Below are 24,945 nucleotides of genomic sequence, written 5' to 3'. Positions count from 1 at the left end.
AAATGGCAAGTGCCTGTTAAAGTTCCATATCCTGTTGTTTGTGTTTCGTCTGCGCCGGGGCGTTTTTCTGTGCTTTCTTCTCGTCAGCCTTATCCTGCAAGACTTCTTTGAGGGGCTGCTTCTTGGGCGGCTCTTTGCTTTCCTCTGTGCCGGGTGTGGCTTTCCGTACCCAGTAGCGGATGTCCCGCAGCTTCTTCAAATCTTCCTGCACCTCGGTCAACGGTACTTTCAAGTCTGCGATTTCGCCCACAAGCTTCGCCTGTTCCTGCAAAAGCTCCTTTTTCGTGCTGTCCTTATCATCCGGGTGCTTGGCAAGGTAGGCACTGGCTTTCTCAAACCGGGCAACCTCCGGGTGTTCCAGCTTGAATTTTTCCTTAGTTTTCTTGAAAAATATCTTCTGGTATTTCTCATAAACGGGCTTACATTCCTTACAGTCCGTCCGGCTGGCAAGAATCCCGTCAATCACTTTGCTGCGGGCTTCCTTTGGCTTCATCTGACTGCGGTAATCTGCGGCTGATTTCCCAGAAGATTCCAGAAATGCTTCTAAGTCCTCCACAGTGGAAAGCCCCTTTTGCCGGAGATAGGACAGGGCTTCGCTGACTGCCTTTAAGTCCTGTGAAGTCCCCCGGTTCTGTCCAGCCCTTGTCCAGTCCTTCCGTTCTTCCTTTCGTATCTCCATATACTTCATCAGCAGATTGGGAAGAAGTGTTGCTTCCTCCGCCGCTTTTTGTGCAAGCAGCTCTTTCCGTTTTTCCCCCAGCTCGGTAATCCAGCCTTTGAGGTTTTGGATAAGCTGCCGGATGGACTTCATCAGGCGGTTGGCGGCTCTGATTTCCCGGTTCAGGTTGCCGATATTCGTCTGGATACCACGCTTTTCCATCTGCCGGACAGCAGCCCCCTCATGGACAGTGGGGACAATATCAAGCCCCTGTCTGGCATAGGAACGCAAGTCCACACGCTCCGGACGGTCATTGGCTTCCAGATAGCGGTTCTGGATGATCTCCCATTCATGCCGCCAGATTTCACAATACTTGCGGTCGTTCCAGTCAACCGTATCTTCCTTGTGACTTTTCCATCTGCCGGACGGAAGTTTTATCCGTTCCCCGTTCTCGTCAAGGTCATAAACCTTGCGGCTCTTGGGAAGCCATTTCCCATGTTCATCCATTGCCCGCATAGTCAGCATGACATGAGCGTGAGGGTTTCCGTCCCCTTTGTCATGGATGGCAAAATCCACGCACATTCCTTTGGAAACAAACTGCTGATTGCAGAAATCCCGGACAAGGGCGGCGTACTGGTCGGGCGGTATCTCTCTGGGAATGGAAAGCACCCACCGCCTTGCAAGCTGGGAGTTCCATTGCTTCTCAACAGCTTCGGCGGCGTTCCATAAGGTATTGCGGTCTGCATACTCTGGCGGGGCATTTGCCGGGAGCAGGATTTCATTATGGACGATACCACGCTTTTCTGGGTAGTGCTTCACTTGCTGGTCGTATTCACAGAACAGCTTTTCGCCGCTTTGGTAAGCAGCGGCGGCAACCGCAGACTGTCGCTGGCTGCGCTGAACAATCGTGATTTCGTTGTGTGGGCAGGGCATTTCGTGTCCCTCCTTTCGGTAATTGGTGGATGGGGTGGCGTTTTACCACCTCATTTTGGGCAGAAAAAAGCAGGAGACCTTTTTCAGATTTCCTGCTCGGTGTGCCGATGTGTGGGCGGCGGGTATTTAGTTATAAAAGTTCGGGGCAAGTTGACCCGATGTGTGTGGAATAGCAAACTGAAAGTTATCGCTTTACTTTTGTTGTATCTTAGCCAAAATACTTTCTATTACAAGTGTTACTGTTATAAAGGCTCCTACAAGGGTATAGTAGTTTAAGCCATACATCAATGGCAAAAGAGAAATAACTACCGTAATAATGGAAAGGACAAACAATGCTTTGAGAACACCTTTCTTCTTCAATGAAAACAATGAAAGTAAGAAGATGGCAACAGTAAGTGTGGCTGTAATAAGTGGAGCAAAATTTGCATAGCCAAACGGTGTAAGGCTAAAGTATGAGAATGTTTCTTTTACTCTTTCTGTTGGAGATGTTGCAAAAATACAAACTGCTCCAAAGGGTAATAATTCTAACACTATTGTTAAAGCTGGCAAAACCGCTAAGCAGACTTTTTTCATGTTGTATATCTCCTTTACAAATTCATATTTGTTGTCATCTTCATTATACTTCACTGCCTATCGAAAAGATAGCATATTTTATGAAACTTGTCGGCTGGGAACAGCTTGCAACGCAAGGTGTCCCCAGATGGCAAGTCCACAAAAGGGTAGCTGGCGAAAGCCAGCGCAGGGGAAGTGTAGCGTCCCCTGTTTGATTTGGAGCAGTCCGTGGCTGCGGAAAATCACAGCCCTCCGGCGAGGAGCCTTCGGAGAACGCAATGCACCAACCTTTGGGTGGTGTATAATTGCGCCCTTAGTAAACTAAGGGGTTTCCAGCTTCTCCCGTTCCAGCAGTTTTTTCAATAGTTCCTGCGTGTCCTGCCTGTGAAAAATGAGTTTCAACAGCAGCATGACATCATCATCTGTCAGGCGTTCCGGCTCTTGCAGAAAACTTTCCAGCATACCGCCACGAGTACAGAGCCGATGCGTCCGTTCCTTTCGGGTAAGCTGCTTCAACTGGTGCTGCAATGCCTTTTCATCATTGATGGCTTTCCGCAGTTTCTTTTCGCTTTTTTCCAACTCCCGGTTGAGCTTTTCCAGTTTTGAGGTATCAGGCAAGGGCAGCGTCCTCCTTTCCCGGTATCAGCACATAAATCCTGTTTGGTTCTCCAATGCCCTGACGCACCCGCATGATAAGTCCGGCGGTTTCCAGTTCATTCAGAGAACGCTTGACCGTCATGGGGCTGCGGGACAGGACTGCGGCAATGGCTGTGATGGGGAAGCAGACAAACAGGATTCCGTTCTCGTCCTCCTTCCCTTTGGATAGCATAGCGTCCAGCATCCGGCAGTACATGACCTTTGCGGTGCTGCTGACTGGAAATCCTGTCAACGCTCTGGGAAATGGCATACAGGGCGGTAATGGTGTGTCTATCGTCATAAATTCAAAATTCATTCGGTGTGTTCCTCCTTTTTCTTTGCTCGTTTGGATAAATAACAGGGGCAGTCAATCACAACCGCCCGGAAGCTCTGCTTGCACCCATGCTGGCATTTCCGGCATAATTCGTTGTAAGTGACACGCCCCCGGTCATTGAGGTAAAAGGAAAGCTCATGCTTCCTCTTTTTGCTCATTCTCGGCATATTGTGTTTCCTCCCGTTTTAGTGTATGGTCTCGGGGCGATTTTCGGCAAAATTACAGCCATAGAGCCGCTTAAAATCTCCCGAAGTATCAGCGATAGGCTAGACTATCCCCCTATCAGATTGTCGTGTTTCGGTATCATTTCGGTGTCAGTTCGCCAGTTCTCCCCGGTGTCGTTCCTCCCCTGAATCTCACAGCGGCGTATCGCTCCCTTTGGTACGCTCGTTTCGGTCAGGGTTCCTCCATATCCCTGCCAAAATTCATGGCGCTACATCGCCGGGGAAGCATATCCCACACAGGCTGGTCATTCGATTGGAATAATCCATCGATGAACTACCTGTATCATAGAACATTTTTGTGCCCTGTGCCGTATGTCCACAAAGTAGGAATTAAGGGTAAAAATCAGAAATTTCCACGATTACGGAAAGTGTGATATAATCCAGATAAGCGGCAGCAATGAAACCGTTGGAAAGGAGCGTGTGCCCATGAAAGGAGCAACAAGCATACAGGAACGCCTTTGGGAACTCCGCAAGGACAAAGGCTTAAATCTGGAAGAACTATCAAAACTAACGGGTATTTCTAAATCAGCCCTTGGCAGTTATGAAAAAGAAGATTTTAAGGAAATCAATCATGGCAACCTTATCACGCTGGCAGACTTCTATGGGGTTTCCGTCGATTATCTGCTGTGCCGGACAGAGAACAGGGAGCAGATCAACACGCCACTGACGGAGCTGCATTTGAACGATGAAATGGTTGCACTTCTGAAAAGCGGACGGATCAACAACCGTCTGCTCTGCGAACTTGCCACCCATAAGGACTTTATCAAGTTTCTTGCGGACATTGAGATTTATGTGGATGGGATTGCCACCATGCAGATTCAAAACCTCAACACCCTTGTCGATACTGTCCGGCATGAAATCATAGAACGGTATCGCCCTGGCGAAGATGACCCACATTTGAAAGTGCTGCAAGCCGCCCATATCAGTGATGATGAATATTTCAGCCACATGGTTCTGGATGACCTAAACCTGATTATCCGGGATATTCGGGAAACCCATAAAAAGGATAGTGAGAGTGCGCCCCAGACCACTGTTGCCAATGAACTGAAAGAAAATCTGGAAGCGGTCGAAAATTTCAAGGGCAGCCGTTTGGAAAAACTGGCAGTGCTTTACTGCAAGCAGCTCGGTATCAACTATAAAAATCTGTCAGATGAAGAATTTCGCTGGCTTATTCGGATTCTCCAAAAATCAAAGAAAACGGGAACGCCTATCAACCAGAGGAAAAAACGGTAAAGGAAAACCGCTGTTGCATGGTTTGTTGGATTCCATGTAGCAGCGGTTTGTGCTGTGGTTATTACTTCATTCGTTTTCTTAATATTCGGCGATAATTTGTTTCTCCCTTTGGTGCGTCCTGTATAATTTCCAACACACCATCTTCAAGCATTTTATCAATGCGATTGGAAATCCATACATCACTAATTCCAAGTTGATATTTTCCTAAAACATTACCTATGACAATAGCCATTTTGAATTGCTCTGGCTGTTCCGCAATTTCACGAAGAATGAAACTATCATATATATCTTCTGAAACGCTTTGCAATTTACCATTTAACATTGCACGCAAAGGTGCATTTTCATTTTGAAGTTGATTCCATTTCATAGCACAAGCTGAAAGAAATACAGGATTAGCTTTCTCTTGTAGAGTTATATAGTTTCCCCATTCGCCAGGAGAGACCTCGCCCCATGCTATTTTGGATGTCATAGTATTTTCTTTTCCATATTCCCATGTAGGTAACTTAACCAAATAAATTGTTGTCTGGCAGTTTAAGGGTTGAAGTTGTTTCATAAGCCAATACATACCACAAAGCTCATCTGGATTATAGCTATACCAAATGCGAATTTCTTCCCCAGCTACATATCGTTCAATCACTGAGGTCAATGTAGTTTTAATTTTCTGTATTTTTTCTTCAACCTGATAATCTAAATCCTCTACAAAGCAGACAGACAGCATTTTCTTGAAAACATTTTTCCGCTGTTCGCCAATTCCATTATCAGAAATATCTCCCACACTAAGAGCCATATCAAAACAATAAACATCACAGCTCTTGCCTCCCAATGGAATGGCATTCTCCCAAGCAATGCGTTCTTGTTCCTGTGCTTGAAGCTGTGCTTTTTTCATTTCATCTGAAGATGGAACACTCCCGTCTTCATGCCTCATAAATATTGAAACAGCACTTCCTCTATACTTTCCCTTGCCGTAAGTTTGGGCAATTTTCAAACTTCCACAGGCACTTTCACCAAATACAATTTCAATCATCTTATATACCTCCGATTTAATTGCTCCCGTTATGAATAAATCATCTCATGCAAAACAATTTCTTCTGCCCGGTTATGAATGTTATTGCAACGCTGCACCCATTCCATTTGGTGGGTACGCTTCAATTCCTCGGTTACGCCCTCGGCAGTTTTCATCTGCTCCATGATGGTGTCTAACCGTTCCTGTGCCTGTTCGTTCAGGTCTGCAAGATATGTCCACAATTCCCCGGTCAGTATCAATGTATTCAATCTGGCTGGGTGGACTTCCCTTAAATATTCCCGGTGCATCCGTCCGTACTTTCCGATAGGGCGGTGTTCCTCCGGCAGTTTCAAGTCCGGGATGTAATAATCTCCGACAAGGATATAATCAATTCCGTTTTCCGTTATTCTTGGTTTCAATTCGCTCATGTTCCTTACCTCCTGTGGAAGCAGGCTCGTCTGGTACTAACTCAATCACATCGGTAATCTCACAATTCAGCGTTTCGCAGATACGGGCTAATGTATCCATGCTGATGTGCTTTCCCTCTTTGCTCATGTTGGCAATCATATTTGTTGTCATACCAGCGGCAAGCCTTAAATCCTCTTTTCTCATATCACGCTCTAACAGTGTGTGCCAGAGTGGTTTATAGCTGATGTGCATATTGTTTTCCTGCCTTTCTATCCATACCACCGGGGCGGCTGCCCCGGCAGGAACTTTTCTCTTATTATAGCACCAATCTTGTGAAATCACAATTTATTCTTGTAGCCTGCCGCTGATACCGTCTGGATTGTGCTCTTCCTTTCGTTTTTTGTTCCAACTAATTAGCCATGAACTGCTTCATGCCCTGGGACTTGGAGCCCGGGTTATCCGAGCCGTAGCCCTCCAGCAGATTGACCACACCCCATACGCCAAGGCCAGCGCCGAGCGCGATAACGAGGGTCTGTAAAGTGTCGATTGCAGATGAGAAAAATGCCATATAAGCCTCCATTTCTCCGGGATTTTCCCGGTAACAAAAAAGCCGCCCATGCAGGCGGCAGGTTACAAACTTCGGGACACTTTGTCTCGAAGCGTTTATGCAAAGGCGTCTGGATCGTCGATGTCATCATAGTTGAGGATGTCCTCGTCCTCTTCCGTGAGTGCATCGTCCGGCACAGCCACCTCATACATCGTACACGCCTCGTTCAGCCCGGGCCGCCTGCGGCGGTTAATGAGCCTGTCGAGGTCAAAAGCGTTTTTCTGTTTATCGGCCTCCGCCGTATAACGGTAGTTCGGATGCCGTTTCAGATCATACTTGGGAGAGAAGAACGGGGGCAGGCCCCGAAGCTGCAAAATACATTTGTCTCCCGGCATGGTTGCAAGCTCGGCTGGGGTCATCAGTTCCCGGCCCAGCCGCTGGGTGTTTTGGCTGTAGCTTTCCGACTGGCCACGGGAGCGGCTGTCGGTCTGCATACTGATTGTGGCTTTTCCCAGCCAGTTCTCGGAGATTTCCTTGATAGTGCTGGCTTCGCGGCCACCGAGGAACACCACGCTGTCCATGTTGCCGAGGATTGTCTCGGCGTGCTTATCGTAAATGGCCTTGCACTGTGCCAACTGTTGATACAGCAGGCAAAGACTCACCTCGCGGGAGCGGATAACCGCGACCAGCTTTTCGAGCTGGGGCACCTGTCCCGTGTTGGCTGCCTCGTCCCACAGCACCCGTACATGGTGCGGCAGGCGGCCACCGTGAACATCATCCGCTTTTTCGCACAGCAGGTTAAACAGCTGTGTGTAAATCATGGAAATCAGGAAATTAAAAGTCGGGTCTGTATCGCTCATAATGAGGAACAGAGCCGTTTTCTTATCTCCCACCGTATCCAGCGACAGCTCATCGTACATAGTGATATCACGGACTTCCTCAATATCGAAGGGAGCAAGACGTGCGCCGCAGCTCACCAGAATCGACTTTAAGGTCTTGCCAGAGACGAAAAGTCAAGGACTTTTTCATCAAATTCACAAACAAGTTACATTTTGCTGAATCTCGTTGCGAAGCAGACGCTTGATTTTGTCCTCCATTGTCTCTCTGGCGTTCTCGTTGAAGTGGACACGGACGATATAGGTCGTGCCGTTTATCTGCTTTCTGACGGTGGGTGCGGTGTGCTGGGTGGTGGTCTGTGCTGCTGTGTTTCTGTTTTCTGTCATTCAATACCTCCTGTGAATGAAAAATGCCCGACAAGGAAAGGCTGACAACGAAGTCCTGACAACGGACATTCAAAAACCTTTTATCTTATCGGGCGGCTCTTATTGCTTACTATTTACTTTTTCTTTGAAATCTTGGTTGTCAAGGTTGTCAGAGAGAGAAAAGTCCAGTCTTGACAAGGCTTTTTCGGATTTTGCCCGACAACGGGATTGACAACCGGCTCGGCAACAAGCTGACAACAGGATAGCAATTTTCTATCGCCATCCCTCCGGCAGTTCCATCTGTTCAAGCTCCGCATCGGAGAGAGGAATAAATCTTCCGTCTCCGTTGTCAGCTTCTCCGTTGTCGGGCAACTCACGCTCCCAACCTTTCTGACGAAGATACGGCTTCGGGAAGTGTCTCGGATTGCTGAAAGACTTCCAACCTTTGACAACATTGTTCATAATGTCGTTTATCTCTCGCAGTTCCCATTGCTTCGGCTCGTCATACTCATGCCCCAATGCTTCTCTGTAAAGCTGTTTGGAGCAGACGGCATTGCCTGTGTAGCTGTCCAGATAATCAAGTATCTGTCCGGCTTTGGTGTCCTCCGGCATAAACTCCCTTTGATGTGCTTTCAGATACTCATTCATTGTCGGGCTAAACCGCAGCTTGAAGTCTCTGCTTCGGTAGATCGCCATTGCTTCTGCCCACATCTGATGAATGTAGGCTCTGGATTCTTCCTCATTGTCGAGGATATGCACCTCGGCTCTTTCGGGGTAAACCATGACCGGCACGAAACGGCGGTTGCCTGTGCGGTCAAGGGGTAGGAAGTCCAGAGTATTTGACGAACCGCCAAACACGCATTGTCGCTTGCGGTCTGCCGGATGTGTCTCATAGGGGACTTTGTAGGTCTCTTTCTGTCTGCTCAAAAAGGACTTGATTTCCTCAATACTCTTTGCATTGGCTGTGGCTATCATCTCCGACATCTCGATTATCCAATGCCCTTGCATTTTGCGGTACACATTTTCATCATCCAGCTTTTTAAGGTCATCGGTAAACCAATCGTCCTTGACCGCAAGCAGACGGAAGAAAGAGGACTTTCCGGCTCCTTGCCCTCCGACAAGGCATAGCATGACTTCAAACTTGCACCCCGGCTTAAAGGCTCGGCTGATTGCCCCAAGCAGAAACAGCTTCAAGGCTTCATAGGTATAATCATCGGCATCCGACCCAAGAAAGCGGTGCAGACAAAAGCGTATGCGTTCCTGTCCGTCCCACTCCAAGCCGTTCAGAAAATCGCAGACAGGGTGGTAGCGGTTTTCGTTGGCAATAACCAATGCGGCATCCTCGATTTTCTTCTCAACCGTCAAGCCGTAGTGTTCTTCAAAGTAGAGAAGCAGATATTTAATATCCACATCGGTCAGAGTGGAGCTTTCACGATACCAACCAAGCGGCTTTACAATGTCGGTGCGTTCCGTCAACAGATTTTTGCGGATAGCACCTTTCAGTAGAGGGTCATTCTGAAATACCGTCTTGTAATTCATGGCGGTATTCGCAGGCTTACCTTGCTGTGTCAGTTCTAATCGGTCTCGAATTTCCTCTCTGGCGGCTGTCTGCAAATCTTCGTTCAAGTTTCATCACCTCGTTTCTTTGCTCGGCTACAAGTGCCTTTCTATCTTCAAGTGTTCCGTCAATCAAAATATCAAGGAGATATTCAATATAATCTCTCTTGTTCAAGGCTTCTGTAAATAGCGGATGCCATTCGTCCTCTGGCTGCTTCGGTGCATAGTCCTTTTCCCACGCTCGGAGCTTGTGGAAGTAATCGGACAGCACACGAAAGCACCGTTTTTCCTCCGCTTCAAACTTCTGTTTGGCGGTAGGCTCTCGGATTTTTGCCACGATGGACGGCTTGCCGTTTCGGTCATAAGCGATACCGAAATCGTCAGCCAGTTTCATAGCGGCTTCTTTGCTCGGCAATTCAAACAGTCGGGAAACAAAGTCAACGGCATCCCCATCCGCACCGCAGCCGAAACAATGAAAACGCTTATCCACTTTCATGCTCGGTGTGCGGTCATTGTGAAACGGACAGGCTATCATTCCGGCTCGGTTTACACGAAAGCCGTAAAACTCTGCCGCCTGCCTTGTCGTGACCGACTGCTTTACTGCTTCAAATACATTCATTATCAACCTCCCAAAATGGAAAAAGCACCTGTCATTCTCAAATCGAAAATGGCAAGTGCCTTAAAGCTCCATATTCTGTTTTTTGTGCGGACGGTGTTCGCTCCGTCTCGCTTCATTTTCCTGTTTTGCCAGTTCCTTGTTTCTTTCAAGTCTGGCAAGGATGGAGGGCTTGACCTTTTCCTTAATCTGCTCTTTGCTCGTTTTCTTGACCTCCGGCGAAAGAAGTCTGGACTGGATTTTCTGCAATGCAGACTGCATGGCATTTTTGATTTTGCCAATCACGCCATCCAAACGGCTGATTGCATAGTCACGCTCTTTCTTCGGTGCTTTGCGTTCCGGCGATTGAAGCCATGTCTTTGTTTCCTCAATCAGCCGAATGTCCTCCTTGTGGGTTTCCACTCTGACTGTATCTGTCACGACCTCCACCGCCTTGTCATAGGCAATATCGGCAACATCATCAATCAGCGTTTCCACATCCTCGATTTTCAAAGTCAGTTCCTCTAATCTCTGCTCCTGTACCTCCAACTGCTCTTTTTGTTTGGCAAGAATGAAGTCCTGTTTTTCAAGATAGGCTCGCCCTCCATATTCCGGCTCTTGCTCCAAATGCAGACCATGCCTTTTTGCAATATCAAAGAGCATGGCACGACAGGCAGAATCGAAAGTCATTTTTCGGTTGTTGTGTCTGCCTTGCTTCTTGGTGGGGTCTGGCAGTTCAAAGCCTAATGCTTCAAGTGCCTTTTCCTGTTGTGGGCAAATCTCGCCGTAGCGGTTTTCACAGTCGAATACATGGCGTTCTTGAATGTGCGGTGTCGCTTCATCCAGATGTAATGCCCAATCCAGAATGTGAACATGAGAGCCGAAACGCCGTTCCATCTCCACGAAGAAATCCGTCACGACTTTCAGCAGAACATCAGGCGAAACATGGTCGCCCATCTTTCCGATCTGATAGATGGTTTCCTCCGGGCAAGTCCTTTTGTCTTTAAGCAAATCCGTTGTGGTGCGGTTGCGTTCCGAGTGCCTGTTCTTATCGTTTCTGGCGTTCTGTGCTTCGACATAAGCACCGTATTTTGCGGAGTAGAACAGTTCCTCCACTTCCTCGAAAGTGTCTGCAAGCTCGCTCTGGACTTGCTTCTCTGCAAAGGTGCGATAGCCGTTGAAGCAGTCCCAATAGACATTGTGCTTGGCTCGTTCTTCGTCAATGTGTTCGCTGTTGCTCACATCAAAAGTGCGGTCATTGTGCTTCGGGTTGTAAGTGCCATGCTTGCCGGAGCGACCGTTGTGTCTTGTTAATTTCAAACCATTTCTAACCTCCGTTCAGATTTTCCCCGCAGGGGAAAGGGGCAGCGAAGCTGCCATCCTTGCTGCAATTTTGCGACAAGTAATACCCAGTACTAAGTGGCGAAACGCCACTTAACTGGGCAAGGCTGCCGCCCTTGACCTGCACAGGGATATTGCATTCCCTGTACCCATGCACAAAGGGCTTGCCGCCCTCTGTACTCCTGCCCGATAAACTGCTTCACATCGTCAGCTGCCGACATTTGCAGTCCATCGGTTTTTGCGAAACTCTCCATCGGAGACTTTCACAAAAAAATGGAGAAGTCCAATTTCGTCAAATCGGATTTCTCCACTTTTCGGATATGCCGTTTCCGACACATCCGCTTTGCAAATGAGCAAAGCAAAAGCGACCAACTTTTTACGGTTAGTCGCCTTTGGTTTGTTCATTCTATTCAGTTTTTACGAAACAAGAGAGTTTCTACCATTACCTTTCTAACGCTAAGTATTCTTGCCCCATAAAGAAGATTGTCAATTCGTCATGATCTACTTCTATCTCAAATTCTACACTACTATCTCCCTGTGTCACGCAGATTATATCCGAGTAAGAAAAACCATAAGATGCGTTACCGCAGGACAGACCCGAATCGGGCATATCTTTACTCACAGCAAGTTCCCCGTTCTCTTGAAAGGTAAATACCTCCTCCGCATTTGTATCCTTCCATGTGCCAATAATATCTTTTTCGTTCTGAATGCGATTTACTTTACCGACACATACAATGGCAAGTATAACTACACCAACAGTCAAAGCAATGCCTGCAACTCTCTTTACCAGTTTCTTTTTACGCAATTTCTATTACCTCCGTTTCAGTTGCTTTGTTAGATTGAATGATTACATATTGCTCAATTTCAGTTCCTCTACAATTTCCACCTTTGATACGCTTCTGACAGCAAACAGCATAGCGATACATACCATAGCACCGACCGCCAGAACTGCAAGAGCATAAATACCACCGTTGATATAAAAAGCAAATGGTGTCATACCCGACGATATGAAGTAGTAGATGGCACAATGAATCAAAAAGCTCACAGGCAACGCAAGAACCAATGCTTTTACGCCGTACAAAACAGCTTCAAGCAATAGCGTACATTTCAATCCTTTGGCAGTCATACCAACAGAACGCAGAACAGCAAATTCGCTTCTTCTCAAATGAATTGTATTTGAGATAGTGTTGCAAACATTCAAACTGATAATAACCGTCATCAGGATCGAGAACAGGCAGATTACCAGTTTTGCAATCGTATATACCTGTCTGGAATTATTCGTTGCGGCTGCAATGTCCACAGTTTGCGGAAATCCTCTGTCAGCCAGACAGTCCATTGCTTCTTTATGCTGTGCTGTCTGTATTCTCATTTCCACATAGGCGTTATCATCTATCAGCCAGTTAAAATAACTTAAAGGCACAATGAGGACAGCTCGATCTCTCACAAACATGGATTGGATATTTGCATTTTCTTCTGAAACGATTTCTTCCACGATAATCGGCAAGGCATCCTCGGATGCCCCCAACGGAATGATTTCAGTTCCCGGTTCAATAAGAAACGGGGAGCCTGCAATCACTCGATTTTGACCCGCATTATAATATCCCATTGTCTGATTGAGCAGGATTCCACGATTGGAGCTGCCAGTCATAATATGAAAGCCATTTTCCTCACAAAAGGAAGTAAAATGTTCTTCGTCCAGTCCTACGACATATACCTCTGCTTTCGTACCATTGATAAAATATCCCTGCATATCAGGATTGATTTGTTCCTGCGAAAATTCAGCAGTCATATATCGCTGAAAAGAATAGGAAACATCCGCAGTGATATTTTCATCCGATAATGCCCCGATTGCGGTAGGAATATCTTTGTATTGAATCGTCGAAATCACATCAGTATAACAGGAACCGTCCTCCTTCATGTCCAAGGATGTCTGATAAAGCATAAAATCAGACAAACTGTATAAGGAAAGGGCAATTACCACCGACAAGAAAATAGAGCCAGTAATTGCTCGGAAGCGTTTTGGATTACGCTTAATATTTTTAGCTGCCAGCGAACCATAAATGCCAAAAACCAAAGAAACGATTTTTCCATCACGGAATTTCTTTTTTGATACCGCATTGTTAGACTGGCGGATAGCTTCAATAACTGTAATTTTAGCAGCTTGCTTCACAGGCTTTCTGCTTCCGAAGTACAAAGAAGCAATGCCGGATAATCCGCTGACGAGTAGGATAAGTCCGTTTACCTTTAAGGACAGTTCTACAATGCCAAAAGTGAATGTTTCTCCAAAAGCTGCCCTGACCACACTTAACAACAGAGCAGACAGCAGTATGCCGACAACCAATCCCAAAGGTATGCTTACCACACCCAAAAGAAAGGCTTCTAAATATACACTAAGGCGTTTTTGCCCTTTTGTGGCTCCAATACTGGATAACATTCCCATCTGCTTAATTCGTTCCTGCAAGGAAATGGAGAGGGCGTTGCTGATCATTGAAGCGGATGCAGCCATCAAAAGGCAAATGACCATGACTACCAAAGCAATCAGTTTGGCAGCTCCTTTGCCGCCGGTAATTCCATGATAGACTAACAGTTCAGAATGAAACTTTGCTACATGACTGTCTACTGCCGCAGCCACTTCTTCGGCTTCTGTATAGATCGAATTGGATAAATTCTTTGCCTTGACATACGCAGCAAAATCGGATGCCGTTTTGTCAACGCCTGCAAAGGCATTATAGTTTGCTGCGATTTTTGAGTCATTCACATCTGACAGAATACCAACAACTACATACGCTTTCTCTTTCGTTGGAACGAAACTTTCTTCTTCGCCCCTATAATTTGTCAGCCCGGAAAGCTGGGCATTATATTCATCCCAAATTCTTGAACCAAGGGTTAAAGAAATCGTATCTCCAATCTCTGTGTTCATATTGTTTTTCTTCAAAAAAGATTCTGAAATAACAAGCTCATTTTCATCTTGCGGGAAACGCCCCGCAAGCAAATACTGATTTAACGAAAATCTTTGGGTAAAGTTCTCGTCAATCTCGCCAACGGAGAGCATTGTACTGTTGGATTTCTCCCCGTAAAAACTGTTTCCGGCAAAGCGGAGAAGCGAAACCTCGCCTACATTGTTTTGACTATATAGCTCTTGAACCTGCTCCCAAGTCAAATCCTCCATGTAGTAGTCATAATCGCCACCATACACTTTTTCTTTCTCTTTCAAAAAATCAACCAACGACCATCCCCCACAGAGAATAGCGGTTATCATACTGATTGACAAAAGAATGGTTAAAAGTGTGAGTAGGGTACGCTTTTTATTCGACAGCAGATTCCTGAGTGTAAGCGTGAAAATCATATTCATCAGCGTATCACCTCATCCCTCACAAGTCTGCCATCCTGAATTTCCAGAATACGGTCTGCCTGCATTGCGATTTCACGGTCATGGGTAATCAGGATCATTGTCTGGCGATAGACTTCATTGGATTCACGCAGAAGTTTCATAATATCCCTTGTGTTCTCCGTGTCCAGATTTCCCGTCGGCTCGTCCGCAAGGATAATCGCAGGTGCGTTAATCAACGCTCGTCCGATTGCCACTCTTTGTTGTTGACCGCCGGATAACTGACTTGGCAGGTGCTTTCTACGCTTTACCAGTTTGAGCGTGGATAGCAGTTCTTTCAAACGCTCCTTATTGATTTTACGCCCATCCAATCGAATCGGCAGCGTGATATTTTCCTCGACAGTCAAAACCGGGATCAGATTATAAAACTGATAGACAAGCCCAACCTGCCTTCTTCTGAATACAGCCAATTCATCTTCGTTTTGCTCATAAACATCCTGTCCATCCACAAATACTTTTCCCGAAGTTGGTCTGTCAACACCACCTAAAATGTGCAACAGGGTAGACTTGCCAGACCCAGATGCTCCAATGATTGCAACAAACTCTCCTTTATCGACGGAAAAAGAAACATCTGACAAAGCATGGACAGGAGCATTGTCCATTTCATAGGTTTTGCAGATATTCTCTACTCTTAATATTTCCATAAAAAGTTCCTCCATATATTTTTGCAATTCAGTATAGCAAAGCCAAGTGACTGCTTCATTACTTTTTCATTACAAAAATGTCACTTAAAAAGGGGCTGCATTAAGCAGTCCCCCGATAAAAGCAGATTTCAAATTCTGCACCGCCTGACTTCCGGTTTTTCGCCTGGATGACGCCGCCCTGATTGACGATGATTGTTTTTGCCAGAGCCAACCCCAAACCGGCATTACCGATTGTAGAGCCACTTCCTTGATAAAATCGGTCAAATAGATGCGGTATATCCTTTTTCCGAAAACCTGCTCCATTATCCGCTATAATGATCTGTGTCAAAAGAGGTCTTTCTATTGCCTTGATTTCAATACTGCTGCTCTCTGGTGAATGTTCGATACAGTTTTTAATTACATTCCCCAAGGCTTCAGCAGTCCAATCAGCATCAAGAGCAAGTTTCAGTTCTGCCGGAATCACTTGCGTTATTGTCTGCATTTTTAATTCTGCCGCAATCTCCAGAGGACGAATTGCTTTTTCTACCACATCTTTTAAGTATATCTCCTGTGGCTTTAGAGTAATCGTTCCTGCATCCAGCTTGGATATTTTCAGAAGTGTGGCTATCAGCCACTCCATTCTTGATAAGAGCATAGTCTGTTTGCGGATCAGCTCATACCTTTCTTCGTCAGTCAGTTCCTCATTACACAGAGAAGCATTTAGGATATTCAGCGATGTCAAAGGTGTTTTTAATTGATGTGAAATATCGGCTAAAGCATTCGCCAAATTACCTTTCTCCATTTTCAGAGCTTCTGCCTGTTCAATAAGTCGTCTTGTCATCTTAGATATTTCATCATGTAAAACAGATAATTCGCCTTCTTGAAACTGCCCAAAAGAAATCGTTTCATCTCCATGCAGCAGCCTATCAATATGCAAACTAAAATCAGCAATTTTCTTGTATCTCTGATATGTAAAAAAGAGGGAAACTGCACTTGATGAAATGATAGCCGACAGAACAATCCACACAGCTTTGCTATCAACGATAATGCCAATGCCGCCCCAAAATAGAATAAGAATACTGCTGACAACAATCTGCCTTTTAACTTCTTTATTTCTGATAAAGTCCATATCAACCCACCTTATAGCCAAGCCCACGAACGGTAATTATGATTTCCGGCTCCTGTGGATTTGTTTCAATTTTGTCACGCAGCCTTTTCATGTAAACAGTCAGCGTATTATCATTGATAAACTCTCCGGTAGTGTCCCATAAAAGCTCCAACAATCTTCTGCGAGAAAGGACAATACCTTTGTTACGCAAAAAGACTAACAGCAACTTATATTCCATAGCAGACAATAAAATCTCTGTTCCGTTTTTTACCACGGTTGCTTGATTTGTGTCCACAACTAAGTCATGGTAGCTGATAATGTTTTGCGTGTTCTTAGTTCTCCTTAATACGCTGTTGATCCTTGAAAGAAGCTCCCTTGGTCTAAATGGTTTACTGATATAATCGTCAGCTCCCATGTCCAGTCCTGCCACAACACTATATTCATCATCAGACGCCGTTAAGAAAATAACCGGCATAGTTCCTCTTTCTTTAATTGCAGAACAAACAGAAAAGCCATTTCCATTTGATAATTGAATATCCACCAAGGCTATATCGTATTGGTCGTTATCCAATTTTTCTATTGCTTCTTTTTGCCCGGAAGCACTTTCGATTTTGAACCCTTCATTTCCTAAATAGTCCGATAATGAGGATACGATACTTTGGTCATCCTCCACTAATAATAATTTACTCATCATGTATTCTCCTTGCTGAAAGGATTTCTGGCATCATTGCCTTTTTCGTTAGGTATAAATTCAAGAATATCATCAACTCCGCAATGGAGTGTGTTGCATATCTTTTCGATGGTGTCAAGGGAAAGGTAATTATCTCGTTTCAATCGGGTTATGATGTTGGCACTAAAACCTGCCTGTTCCATCAATTCCGCATTGCTCATACCCTTGTCAATCATTAAATGAAACAACTTTTTATATGTTACCGCCATAGCTTACCCTCCTTGTGCTTACATATTCTATTATTATATCACGCAAGTGTGAATAAATCAACACTCTTGCGGTAAATTCGTAGTTCATATTAGCTCCATAACGCATACTTTTCCTTTTTTGGGTAGGTAAGGACTTTATACCTTGACGATATGTAACAGTCAAAACATCGGGTACAGACCCGACATTTTGACCGCAAACAGACCCGAAAAGCTACATTATCCGTTCTGACCGTTAAAACCGTTTTGCTTCGCCAATTCGCTTGCTTTTCGTCTGCGTTCCTCGCTCATGGGCGGCTGAAAGCGGATAGACAATCTGGACTTGTCAATCCAATAGGACACACCGCCTTGCCCCATACTCATATCCAAACGGCAGAGGTCGGGGTACTTCTTGCTGAACGCTTCAAGGCGTTTCCGAAGTCCGGCATTGTAAGTCTGGATATGAGCTTCTTCGTCTGCTTCATTAAACAGGACGATTGTTTCTTTCTCATACTTCGTCAGCTTACTCATAAAGCCCCTCCATAATCGGAACAGGATAGCTGTCCGGCACATACTTGTGGTGAGCAAAGCGTTCCATTTCCACCCTCATGTTGTAGAAGAAACAGCGATACCAACGGTCACAGTCCTTGTCATTCAACTTGACTGCCAGAGCGAAAAACAGCTTCTTAGCCGCAGGGTCGGGAGCAAGTGCAGCCACAAGACGCAAGCGTTGAACGGTCGCTTCTCGATTCGGACAGCCAAAAGCATAAAGAGCTTTCTTTTCATTGATGTTCATATTCATAGTGGGTTCCTCCTTGAAAGATTAAGATTTAAGGTTAATAAAAGCAACAAGCATTTCACGAAGAACGAAACACTTGCCGCTTGAATTACGGTATTAAATTGTCGGGTTCAGACCTTGTTTTTTTAATCCTCTTTGGGATTGAGTGGATATTCATAGGCTTCTTTCATAAGTAGCAATCCTGTGGACAGTCCGCACTTAAAATGCTCGGTGCTTTCGTACTGCTGAATAATCGTCATTCGCTGATGAAGCTCCTCCACTTTGGAAAAGTCAGCTTTTGAAAACCTGTTCGCCAGTTCGTCCATAAGGTCGGCAATGGCTTTGACCTCTGCCTTGTAGCCGTCCTGTTGCGGTACAATGTTCTCCAATGGGTACATATCGCCGCCGAAAATCGCTTCCATAATCATTTAATCACCCCCTCCGCTATAATGGCAGTAAATCATTTCATGCTTGACAATTTCCTCGGCTCGGTTGCGGATAGAGTTCATAGACTGCACCCACAACATCTGATTTTCCGCTTTCATTTGCTCTGTCACGCCCTCGGCTCTTGCCATCTGCTCCATAATCAGAGAGAAGCGGTCATTTGCCTGTTCGTTCAGATCCGCAAGGACGGAATGAAGCCGACAGGACAAAACAAGCTCGTTGTAAACGGTGGGGCGGTAGTTCTGCAAATAGGCTTTGTGAAGTCTGCCCCAATGCCCGATAGGTCGCTTTTCCTCCGGCAGCTTCAAATCCGGCACATAGTAATCTCCCACAAGGACATAGTCAATGCCGTTTTCATGGATTCTCGCTTTCAGTTCGTTCATGCTGTGATAGCTCCTTTCTGTGGTTCTCGCTTCGGAAGATTGCTGACAGGGATAAATACGCCCCTTGCAATATCCTCGGCTCGAATGGCATTTTTCTTTTCGTCCATCTCGGCTTTCTTTGCCGCCTTGATTTTGTCCTCATAACGCTTCTGGGCACCGCTGGCTTTACGCTTCAAGTAGTTCTGATGAAGTTTGTCCTTGCGTTCCTCACGCTTGCGGATTTCCTCTAATTCTTCCGGTGTAAGCTCCACTTCGGCAAATGCCGGAGGGACGAAACGCCCGACAAAGTTAAAGAAGATTTCAACCTCTTGCGTAGTCTCTCGACTGCCTTTTCTGGCTCGCTCATGGACAAGGATTTTATCGACAAACTCATTGAGCATGGTATTTGTCAGCTTGTCGAAGTTCTGATACTTGTCAATCAGAGCGATAAAGCGGTCTGCGGATTTCTCATGCTTCTCATAATCTCCGACAGCCTTTTCAAGTGTTGCAATCTCGGCGGTAAGTGCCGCCTGTTCCTTTGCGTACTGTGCATCCAGAACGGCATATCTGGCATCGGGGAGCTTGCCCAATACATTGTCCTCATAAATTTTACAGAGCAAAACTTCCAGTTCTGAAACACGCTGTTTTGCCGTAGCAAGCCTTGTGCGTTGCTTCTTGACCTCGCTTGTCTGCTGACTGGACTGTGCTTCTTGTACCACTCGGACAAACTCGGCTCGCTCATGCTTTGCATACTCGGCTATGGCTCGGAGCATATCGGAGACAAGGGAAAGTACCACATCTTCATTGATACGGTGCTGTGTCTTGCAGAGCGTTCCACAAGGGACTTTTGTGTACTGTGAGCAAGTGTATTGAGAGATACGCTTGCCGTTGTTAGTGCGGTGGACATACATCTTGCCGCCGCAATCGGCACAGTAGAGCAAGCCTGTGAGGGGAGCAGCTTCGCCCCATCCATCGGGGTATCGTCTGACCTTGCTTCGGATTTTCTGTGCAAGGTCGAAAGTCTCTTGGCTGATAATGGCTTCGTGGGTATTCTCGAAAATCGTCCATTCGTCCTCCGGGACATAATGGCTTTTCTTGTCCTTAAAGTGCTTTCGGGTCTTGAAATTGACGGTATGACCGAGATATTCACGCTTGTCCAACAGATTGACGATAGTGGAAGAACCCCAACCGTACACATCCTTGAAAGTCTTGTTTTTGTTCACGCCCTCGTTATGCTGTGCAAGGTAGGCAGAGGGAATGAGTATCTTGTCCTCGGACAGCTTCTTTGCAATCTGATACGGTCCGTAGCCGTCAATCGTCATAGCAAAAATACGCTTGACAACCTCGGCGGCGTATTCATCAACAATCCATTGGTCTCTCGTCTCATTCCAGAGATAACCATAAATGACCGTCCCTGTCAGATGCTTGCCTGTCATGCCTTTGGTCTTGAAAGTGGACTTGATTTTGCGGCTTGTGTCTCTGGCGTAGTATTCGTTCATGATATTGCGAAAAGGGGTAAAATCATCGTCTCCTCTGGCACTGTCCACACCGTCATTGATGGCAATGAGACGGACACCTCTCTGGCGTAAAATCTCCATAATCTGACCGACTTTGAGATAATCACGCCCCAGACGGCTCATGTCCTTAATGCACAGATAGTCCACATTTCCGGCTTCGACTTGCCGCATCATATCAAGAAAGCCGGGTCTATCGAAACAAGTCCCGCTTATTCCATCGTCCGTAAAGTGGACACAGTTTGTAAAGCCTTGCTGTGCGGCGTATTCCTCCAATAATTTTTTCTGATTGGATATGGAATTACTCTCGCCTTGCAGTTCATCGTCACGGCTCAAACGCTCATACAGGGCGGTTATTTTCTGTTTGCTCATGGGGGTCTCCTTTCTGCTTTGTAGCCTTATATGTTTTAAGAGACTTACTCATATCGTGATGAATAAGTCTCTTAAAGCATACAACACCCGCCGCCAGCTTGAACTTGGCATATTGGCGGACAGCAAAGTGGTTCGGTTTTTTCTTTTTCAGAGCTTCAAACATCTGATCCACTGGATTCTGAAAGGTTTCATCATCCTCGCGTACTTCCATCGCATTCAGGAATTCAATCAGCGTTGCAAAGTTCTGCTCTTCCAGCGGTGCCTCATAGTGGATATAACCAATCAAAGCACAATACAGCAAGGTCTCTGCCTTCGTCCAGAATTCGTCACCGGCCTTGCCGTCCCCTTTGGTGTTGGCAATGAGGGTTGTGGTCAGCTTCAAAATATCCTTTTCGCTGTGAATATACGCGAAGGATAGTGATAGGTAACCCTTTGAAATTATCTCCGGGTTTTCCCCCACTTCACACCGGACATGCGACTTTCACCGCATCCGGCGTTCCATCAAGCATAGTTTCAGCAGTGATACACAATCACTCTTTCACATTGGCTAAGTTTGCTACTTTGCTGCCAGTAGCGGCAGTCCTGCGGTAGCACGCAGTTTGTTCACTTTGGTAATAACTTTGGCATTCAGAGAGTATTCCTTCACCAACGCCACTACAGACATCATGTCTTCCGAGCTGACTATTGCCAACCCCTGCAAAGAAAGAAGCAACAGGTTCTGGTAGCTGTCATTGCCCTTCTTACAGTCGTTTGTTTTCCTGTAACAGATACAGGTTTGAACATCCAGTTTCTTCCCGGTGATTGCACATTTACCGTCTTGCCCTGCATAGAGGGAGACCCGGTTGTCGTTGTATCTCACTGATTCGGTCGGTATCGGATGCCTCATCAGCCAGAGCATTGAATTTACGTCAACCCTGAGATTGTCGTGTATCTCTGCTCTACCTTCGGACGTATACGGATTGATTTTTCGGCTTTTCCGCATTGGAATCTTGAATTGCACGTAGGCTAATGGAACCAGTGGCGTTTCTCCAATCCATCGCATTTGCTTCGATTTTCCATACCGTTTCCTTAGATATCTGTTTTTGATTTCGCCCTGCTTCTTGATTCCGTCAATACGATGGAGAAGCTGTCCATTGATTGGACGGGCGATATCGCTGAAATTCAAGTTGACCCTTGTCGCAATGCAGTAATAGTCCTGCACTCCGATAACCTTGGCATTATAGTCCCCCACATTCAGGCTTATTTCTTCAGCCGTCTTACTGCTTTGTATTGCCTTGACACTGTCAGCCATTTCCTTGCCGATTCTGTGTATGGCTTTATCGCAGACATTTGAAGTTATCACCCATGAGTTACTTTTGCGCCGCAGTTTTATGCGAAAACCCAGAAACTCACTATCACGCTTTCTGAGATTAGTCACTTTTGACTTTTCATCAGACACTTCCAGTTTTAGCCGGTTCCATAGCCAGTCTTTGACTGCATAATAGGTTTTCTCTGCATCCTCTTTGGTTCTGCAAAATATCTTGAAATCATCCGCATAACGGACAATCCGCATCTCCTTGAGGTTGCTTTTCTTCAAGGCTGTATAGCTGTTGCACTTTTTCTCTGCGCCGTTGGGATAGTAGGTCACTTTACACGGATGTTTCATGTGCCTCACCATTTCATCCCACTGAGAGGCAATCCACCAGTCCAGTTCATTGAGGACAATGTTTGCCAGCAATGGTGAAAGGATACCACCTTGCGGCGTTCCCTTGGATGGGAGGACGGTTTCCCCATCAGGCATTTCGATTGGCGCTTTCAGCATGGCCTTGATGATCTGAATCAACTTGGTGTCCCGTATACCTAAAGTCCAGATCTGTTTCAGCAGCTTTCTGTGGTCGACGTTATCAAAGAATCCTTTAACGTCCACATCGACTACATAGTGAAGCTTGTTCCTTTGGGCGAGTCCATACGCATAGGAAATCGCATTTTCTGCGCTCCGACACGGTCTGAACCCATAAGAGTGCTCATAGAACTTTGCTTCACAGATTGGCTCCATGACCTGCAAAATACATTGCTGTACTATTCGGTCAATAATACACGGTATTCCCAGAGGCCTCATCTTTCCGTTTGGCTTTGGTATTTCTACTCTTTTTACTGCTTTTGGTTCATACCTCCTGAACTGTTTCTGGATGAGCTTTACAAACTTATCCTCTGGCATGACTGCCAATGATTCTATTGTCCGCCCATCCGTGCCTGCGGTATGACTGCCATCATTGCCTTTAATATTTCTGAATGCCAGCTTGATGTTGCTTGGGGCACTGATGATATCCATCAGATGCCCAAAGACTTCACCGCTTTTGCTGTCGGCATACAGACTGTCAAAGGTTTTCTGCATGTCATAGTATTCCGCATGGCGCAACTTGCTTTTCTTCTTAGCTTTTTGTGCCATGTACATCACCCCATTTCTATGAAACCGAGCGACAATTTCTTTTTCTTACTCGACTGCATGAATAGTGGTTGTGTACTGCTGACGTTTTGCCTGACTTGTGGCCATTCCTAACCGTCCTCTTTTTCGCAGACGATATCATCGGTTCGACCACTGCTTTTCAGCAGGAATTCATCCGCTTATTATTCTTCGCCGGATTATCCAGTAGACTTCCTGCCTTTCCTTGTTCCGATAATCCTATCTGTACATACATACCTTTAGGTGTTCCCTCTGGGCCTGACAGCTTGGACACGCCTGTAACGTGCCACGGCGTTTCGTAACAACCATTTCTACTAAACCGTACTGCCTGGGCTTTAACCCACACACCCATTTCTGAGTGTGGCACTTTTAGACCTTTACATTCGGGAGCTTCGTCAGACATCTCTGTCATTCTCACCATGGGTATCTTATAGATCCCCGGCATATAGGATGCACCGTCCACCTCTGGACAGCTTTCGTCAGCTTAACCTGTTACGGCATCTCTCTGCCGACTTTACCGGGCTTTACACAGAGTTTGGCCTCTGCATGCCGGAGTATCAGGGGAGGCGTTTCAGGGCGTTACCCCTTCATTCCACCTCTCGAATTATCAGTTCACAGAACTGATTGAAACAGCGCTGTGCGCCGCCTTTTCAGCGACGAACAAGTCGCACGATTATAATGCATCGACTTTCTGAAATTGATGGTGTTAAAGATCCGGATACTGTATCCGTTCTTCAAAAGGGCTTGGCCGCAGTCGATTACGATATCGCCTTTCGGGTCAGTGACCACATAGGAACTGTGACATTGTAAAAGGTTGGGTTTAAGCCAAAACCGGGTCTTGCCGCTGCCGGAGCCGCCCACCACCAGCACGTTTTTGTTTCGGGCATTTGCCGGATTCTTCGGGCGGTTGCCCATCATCAGCCGCTCCGTCCGGGTCAGAATCACATTGTTTGCAAACACTGGATCTTCAAACGGTTCAATGTCTTTCTGCGTACCCCAACGAGCAGAGCCATACTCCATGCCATGGCGATATTTCTTGGCATTTTTGCCTTTCAGGTACACAGCAATCCGCAAACCCGCTCCGCAGCACACACCAATCAGCAAATCCATCGGATGCAGACTTGGCATCGGATTGGAAAAGGCTGCACCCAGGGCAGAAAGAAAGCCGAGGAGCTTTTCAGACATGTCTGCGCCCTCGGCAATTCTCCACGCTTCTCCCAGATTGGTACATACAAGACCGGCAATGAAGTACGGCAGGTTCAGGAGCAGCTGCTTCTTTGTCTTATTACTCATAGATCACGCTCCTGACTTTTGTGGCGAACCTTATCCGGAAGAATTGCAGCAACCAGCTCTTTGAGCTTGTTAAGCTGCTCCAGAGCACTCGGTTTTTCCTTTGTTTTCAGCTTTCGGTTGGTGAATTCCTCAAAAGCGGAAGTCAGTGCATCCGCATCCTTCGCCTTAAAGAACACCGTGTACTTGGGTGGCATTACATTTTGGTCTTTCGTAATGGCATAATCCACACCATATTTCCGTGCCACCTGTTCAAAGCCTTTCAAATCCGTTTTCTCAATGGGGATACTGCTGACTCCCTGATTCTGACCGATCAGTTCTTTGATGCTCTGCTTTCCAACCGGCAGCTGCGCTGTTTTCTGAGCCACCTTTGCCTGATGGTGCCGTTTCCACGCATTATAGCCATTCACGATGGTGCGAAAGGTCAATTTCGTGGTGCTGATTGCCAGATTGACGGTACGATTTTCAACTTCTTCCTGCATGAA

27 protein-coding genes and 4 pseudogenes are annotated in these 24,945 nt (G+C 46.1%); 1 reads left to right on the top strand and 30 read right to left on the bottom strand.

Annotated features, from left to right (window positions below; all coding sequences use genetic code 11):
• Positions 1-16 precede the first annotated feature (16 nt).
• From mobQ to MTP42_RS01815, 5 genes are all read right to left on the bottom strand, one after another.
• A complete protein-coding gene (gene mobQ / locus MTP42_RS01835) occupies positions 17-1,591 on the bottom strand; it encodes a MobQ family relaxase (RefSeq protein WP_249257831.1) in 1,575 nt (524 codons plus the stop codon).
• Positions 1,592-1,783: 192 nt separating this feature from the next.
• Positions 1,784-2,164, bottom strand: coding sequence for a hypothetical protein (locus MTP42_RS01830; protein ID WP_044954159.1), 381 nt, complete (start codon positions 2,162-2,164; stop codon positions 1,784-1,786).
• Between the two features lie 300 nt (positions 2,165-2,464).
• Positions 2,465-2,761: a DUF3847 domain-containing protein gene (locus MTP42_RS01825; protein ID WP_117628259.1), complete on the bottom strand. Its 297-nt coding sequence runs from the start codon at positions 2,759-2,761 to the stop codon at positions 2,465-2,467.
• Positions 2,754-3,032, bottom strand: coding sequence for a DeoR family transcriptional regulator (locus MTP42_RS01820; RefSeq protein ID WP_442899446.1), 279 nt, complete (start codon positions 3,030-3,032; stop codon positions 2,754-2,756). Before MTP42_RS01820 ends, MTP42_RS01825 begins: the two co-directional genes overlap by 8 nt.
• A gap of 59 nt (positions 3,033-3,091) precedes the next feature.
• Entirely contained in the window at positions 3,092-3,280 is a 189-nt protein-coding gene (locus tag MTP42_RS01815; RefSeq protein ID WP_117536679.1) for a hypothetical protein, read from the bottom strand.
• A 483-nt stretch (positions 3,281-3,763) separates the two neighbouring features.
• Here MTP42_RS01815 and MTP42_RS01810 point away from each other — a divergent pair, with 483 nt between their 5' ends.
• Positions 3,764-4,570: a helix-turn-helix domain-containing protein gene (locus MTP42_RS01810; protein ID WP_005924756.1), complete on the top strand. Its 807-nt coding sequence runs from the start codon at positions 3,764-3,766 to the stop codon at positions 4,568-4,570.
• Positions 4,571-4,631: 61 nt separating this feature from the next.
• Here MTP42_RS01810 and MTP42_RS01805 read toward each other — a convergent pair whose 3' ends face one another.
• The 25 genes and pseudogenes from MTP42_RS01805 to MTP42_RS01690 form a co-directional block, all read right to left on the bottom strand.
• On the bottom strand, positions 4,632-5,594 hold the full coding sequence (locus tag MTP42_RS01805) for a DUF3658 domain-containing protein (protein ID WP_005927687.1): 963 nt from the start codon (positions 5,592-5,594) through the stop codon (positions 4,632-4,634).
• 29 nt (positions 5,595-5,623) lie between these two features.
• Positions 5,624-6,001 (bottom strand): TnpV protein, encoded by a 378-nt coding sequence (locus MTP42_RS01800; protein ID WP_005927690.1) that lies wholly within the window; start codon positions 5,999-6,001, stop codon positions 5,624-5,626.
• Positions 5,961-6,323, bottom strand: coding sequence for a helix-turn-helix domain-containing protein (locus tag MTP42_RS01795; protein ID WP_022742028.1), 363 nt, complete (start codon positions 6,321-6,323; stop codon positions 5,961-5,963). The genes MTP42_RS01800 and MTP42_RS01795 overlap by 41 nt, the downstream gene beginning before the upstream one ends.
• 73 nt (positions 6,324-6,396) lie before the next feature.
• Positions 6,397-6,549, bottom strand: a pseudogene (locus MTP42_RS01790) (Maff2 family mobile element protein); the annotation flags it as partial.
• A gap of 95 nt (positions 6,550-6,644) precedes the next feature.
• Positions 6,645-7,532: pseudogene (locus MTP42_RS01785) on the bottom strand (VirD4-like conjugal transfer protein, CD1115 family); the annotation flags it as partial.
• Positions 7,533-7,562: 30 nt separating this feature from the next.
• The gene (locus MTP42_RS01780) at positions 7,563-7,751 is read right to left on the bottom strand and encodes a transposon-encoded TnpW family protein (RefSeq protein WP_055163299.1); all 189 of its coding nucleotides are present in this window, start codon (positions 7,749-7,751) and stop codon (positions 7,563-7,565) included.
• Positions 7,752-8,003: 252 nt separating this feature from the next.
• The gene (locus MTP42_RS01775; protein ID WP_227589489.1) at positions 8,004-9,269 is read right to left on the bottom strand and encodes a virulence-associated E family protein; all 1,266 of its coding nucleotides are present in this window, start codon (positions 9,267-9,269) and stop codon (positions 8,004-8,006) included.
• 16 nt (positions 9,270-9,285) lie between these two features.
• Positions 9,286-9,906, bottom strand: coding sequence for a CHC2 zinc finger domain-containing protein (locus MTP42_RS01770; protein ID WP_055163298.1), 621 nt, complete (start codon positions 9,904-9,906; stop codon positions 9,286-9,288).
• A 60-nt stretch (positions 9,907-9,966) separates the two neighbouring features.
• Entirely contained in the window at positions 9,967-11,202 is a 1,236-nt protein-coding gene (locus MTP42_RS01765; RefSeq protein ID WP_055163297.1) for a hypothetical protein, read from the bottom strand.
• A 228-nt stretch (positions 11,203-11,430) separates the two neighbouring features.
• Positions 11,431-11,628 (bottom strand): hypothetical protein, encoded by a 198-nt coding sequence (locus MTP42_RS01760; RefSeq protein WP_227589490.1) that lies wholly within the window; start codon positions 11,626-11,628, stop codon positions 11,431-11,433.
• Between the two features lie 37 nt (positions 11,629-11,665).
• The gene (locus MTP42_RS01755; protein ID WP_055163295.1) at positions 11,666-12,028 is read right to left on the bottom strand and encodes a hypothetical protein; all 363 of its coding nucleotides are present in this window, start codon (positions 12,026-12,028) and stop codon (positions 11,666-11,668) included.
• Positions 12,029-12,070: 42 nt separating this feature from the next.
• Positions 12,071-14,575: an ABC transporter permease gene (locus MTP42_RS01750; RefSeq protein WP_055163294.1), complete on the bottom strand. Its 2,505-nt coding sequence runs from the start codon at positions 14,573-14,575 to the stop codon at positions 12,071-12,073.
• Positions 14,575-15,255 carry an ABC transporter ATP-binding protein gene (locus MTP42_RS01745; RefSeq protein ID WP_055163293.1) on the bottom strand — a complete coding sequence of 227 codons (681 nt, stop codon included), beginning with the start codon at positions 15,253-15,255 and terminating at the stop codon, positions 14,575-14,577. Before MTP42_RS01745 ends, MTP42_RS01750 begins: the two co-directional genes overlap by 1 nt.
• A 100-nt stretch (positions 15,256-15,355) precedes the next feature.
• Positions 15,356-16,363 carry a sensor histidine kinase gene (locus tag MTP42_RS01740; protein WP_055163292.1) on the bottom strand — a complete coding sequence of 336 codons (1,008 nt, stop codon included), beginning with the start codon at positions 16,361-16,363 and terminating at the stop codon, positions 15,356-15,358.
• Between the two features lies 1 nt (position 16,364).
• Positions 16,365-17,033, bottom strand: coding sequence for a response regulator transcription factor (locus MTP42_RS01735; protein ID WP_055163291.1), 669 nt, complete (start codon positions 17,031-17,033; stop codon positions 16,365-16,367).
• Entirely contained in the window at positions 17,033-17,281 is a 249-nt protein-coding gene (locus tag MTP42_RS01730) for a helix-turn-helix domain-containing protein (RefSeq protein ID WP_055163290.1), read from the bottom strand. Before MTP42_RS01730 ends, MTP42_RS01735 begins: the two co-directional genes overlap by 1 nt.
• 216 nt (positions 17,282-17,497) lie before the next feature.
• Complete coding sequence (locus MTP42_RS01725; protein ID WP_055163289.1) at positions 17,498-17,788, bottom strand: hypothetical protein; 291 nt, start codon at positions 17,786-17,788, stop codon at positions 17,498-17,500.
• Positions 17,781-18,059 (bottom strand): hypothetical protein, encoded by a 279-nt coding sequence (locus MTP42_RS01720; RefSeq protein ID WP_070101529.1) that lies wholly within the window; start codon positions 18,057-18,059, stop codon positions 17,781-17,783. The genes MTP42_RS01725 and MTP42_RS01720 overlap by 8 nt, the downstream gene beginning before the upstream one ends.
• Positions 18,060-18,181: 122 nt before the next feature.
• A complete protein-coding gene (locus MTP42_RS01715; protein ID WP_055163288.1) occupies positions 18,182-18,463 on the bottom strand; it encodes a DUF6809 family protein in 282 nt (93 codons plus the stop codon).
• Positions 18,464-18,862 (bottom strand): TnpV protein, encoded by a 399-nt coding sequence (locus tag MTP42_RS01710; RefSeq protein ID WP_055163287.1) that lies wholly within the window; start codon positions 18,860-18,862, stop codon positions 18,464-18,466. It abuts the gene before it with no gap.
• The gene (locus MTP42_RS01705; RefSeq protein WP_055163286.1) at positions 18,859-20,727 is read right to left on the bottom strand and encodes a recombinase family protein; all 1,869 of its coding nucleotides are present in this window, start codon (positions 20,725-20,727) and stop codon (positions 18,859-18,861) included. The genes MTP42_RS01710 and MTP42_RS01705 overlap by 4 nt, the downstream gene beginning before the upstream one ends.
• Positions 20,728-20,770: 43 nt before the next feature.
• Positions 20,771-21,139 (bottom strand): annotated as a pseudogene (locus tag MTP42_RS14710) (recombinase); the annotation flags it as partial.
• Positions 21,140-21,283: 144 nt separating this feature from the next.
• Positions 21,284-23,161 carry a group II intron reverse transcriptase/maturase gene (gene ltrA / locus MTP42_RS01700; RefSeq protein WP_249257830.1) on the bottom strand — a complete coding sequence of 626 codons (1,878 nt, stop codon included), beginning with the start codon at positions 23,159-23,161 and terminating at the stop codon, positions 21,284-21,286.
• Between the two features lie 681 nt (positions 23,162-23,842).
• Positions 23,843-24,463 (bottom strand): annotated as a pseudogene (locus MTP42_RS01695) (type IV secretory system conjugative DNA transfer family protein); the annotation flags it as partial.
• Positions 24,460-24,942 carry a PcfB family protein gene (locus tag MTP42_RS01690; protein WP_117526363.1) on the bottom strand — a complete coding sequence of 161 codons (483 nt, stop codon included), beginning with the start codon at positions 24,940-24,942 and terminating at the stop codon, positions 24,460-24,462. The gene MTP42_RS01690 and the pseudogene MTP42_RS01695, both read right to left, overlap by 4 nt.
• Positions 24,943-24,945: the final 3 nt, after the last annotated feature.

Origin of the sequence: Faecalibacterium sp. I2-3-92 (genome assembly GCF_023347315.1) — a bacterium.
Classification (GTDB): Bacteria; Bacillota; Clostridia; order Oscillospirales; family Ruminococcaceae; genus Faecalibacterium; species Faecalibacterium duncaniae.
Note: the sequence above shows the minus strand (reverse complement) of the source record. Positions and strands in the feature narration are given on the sequence as shown.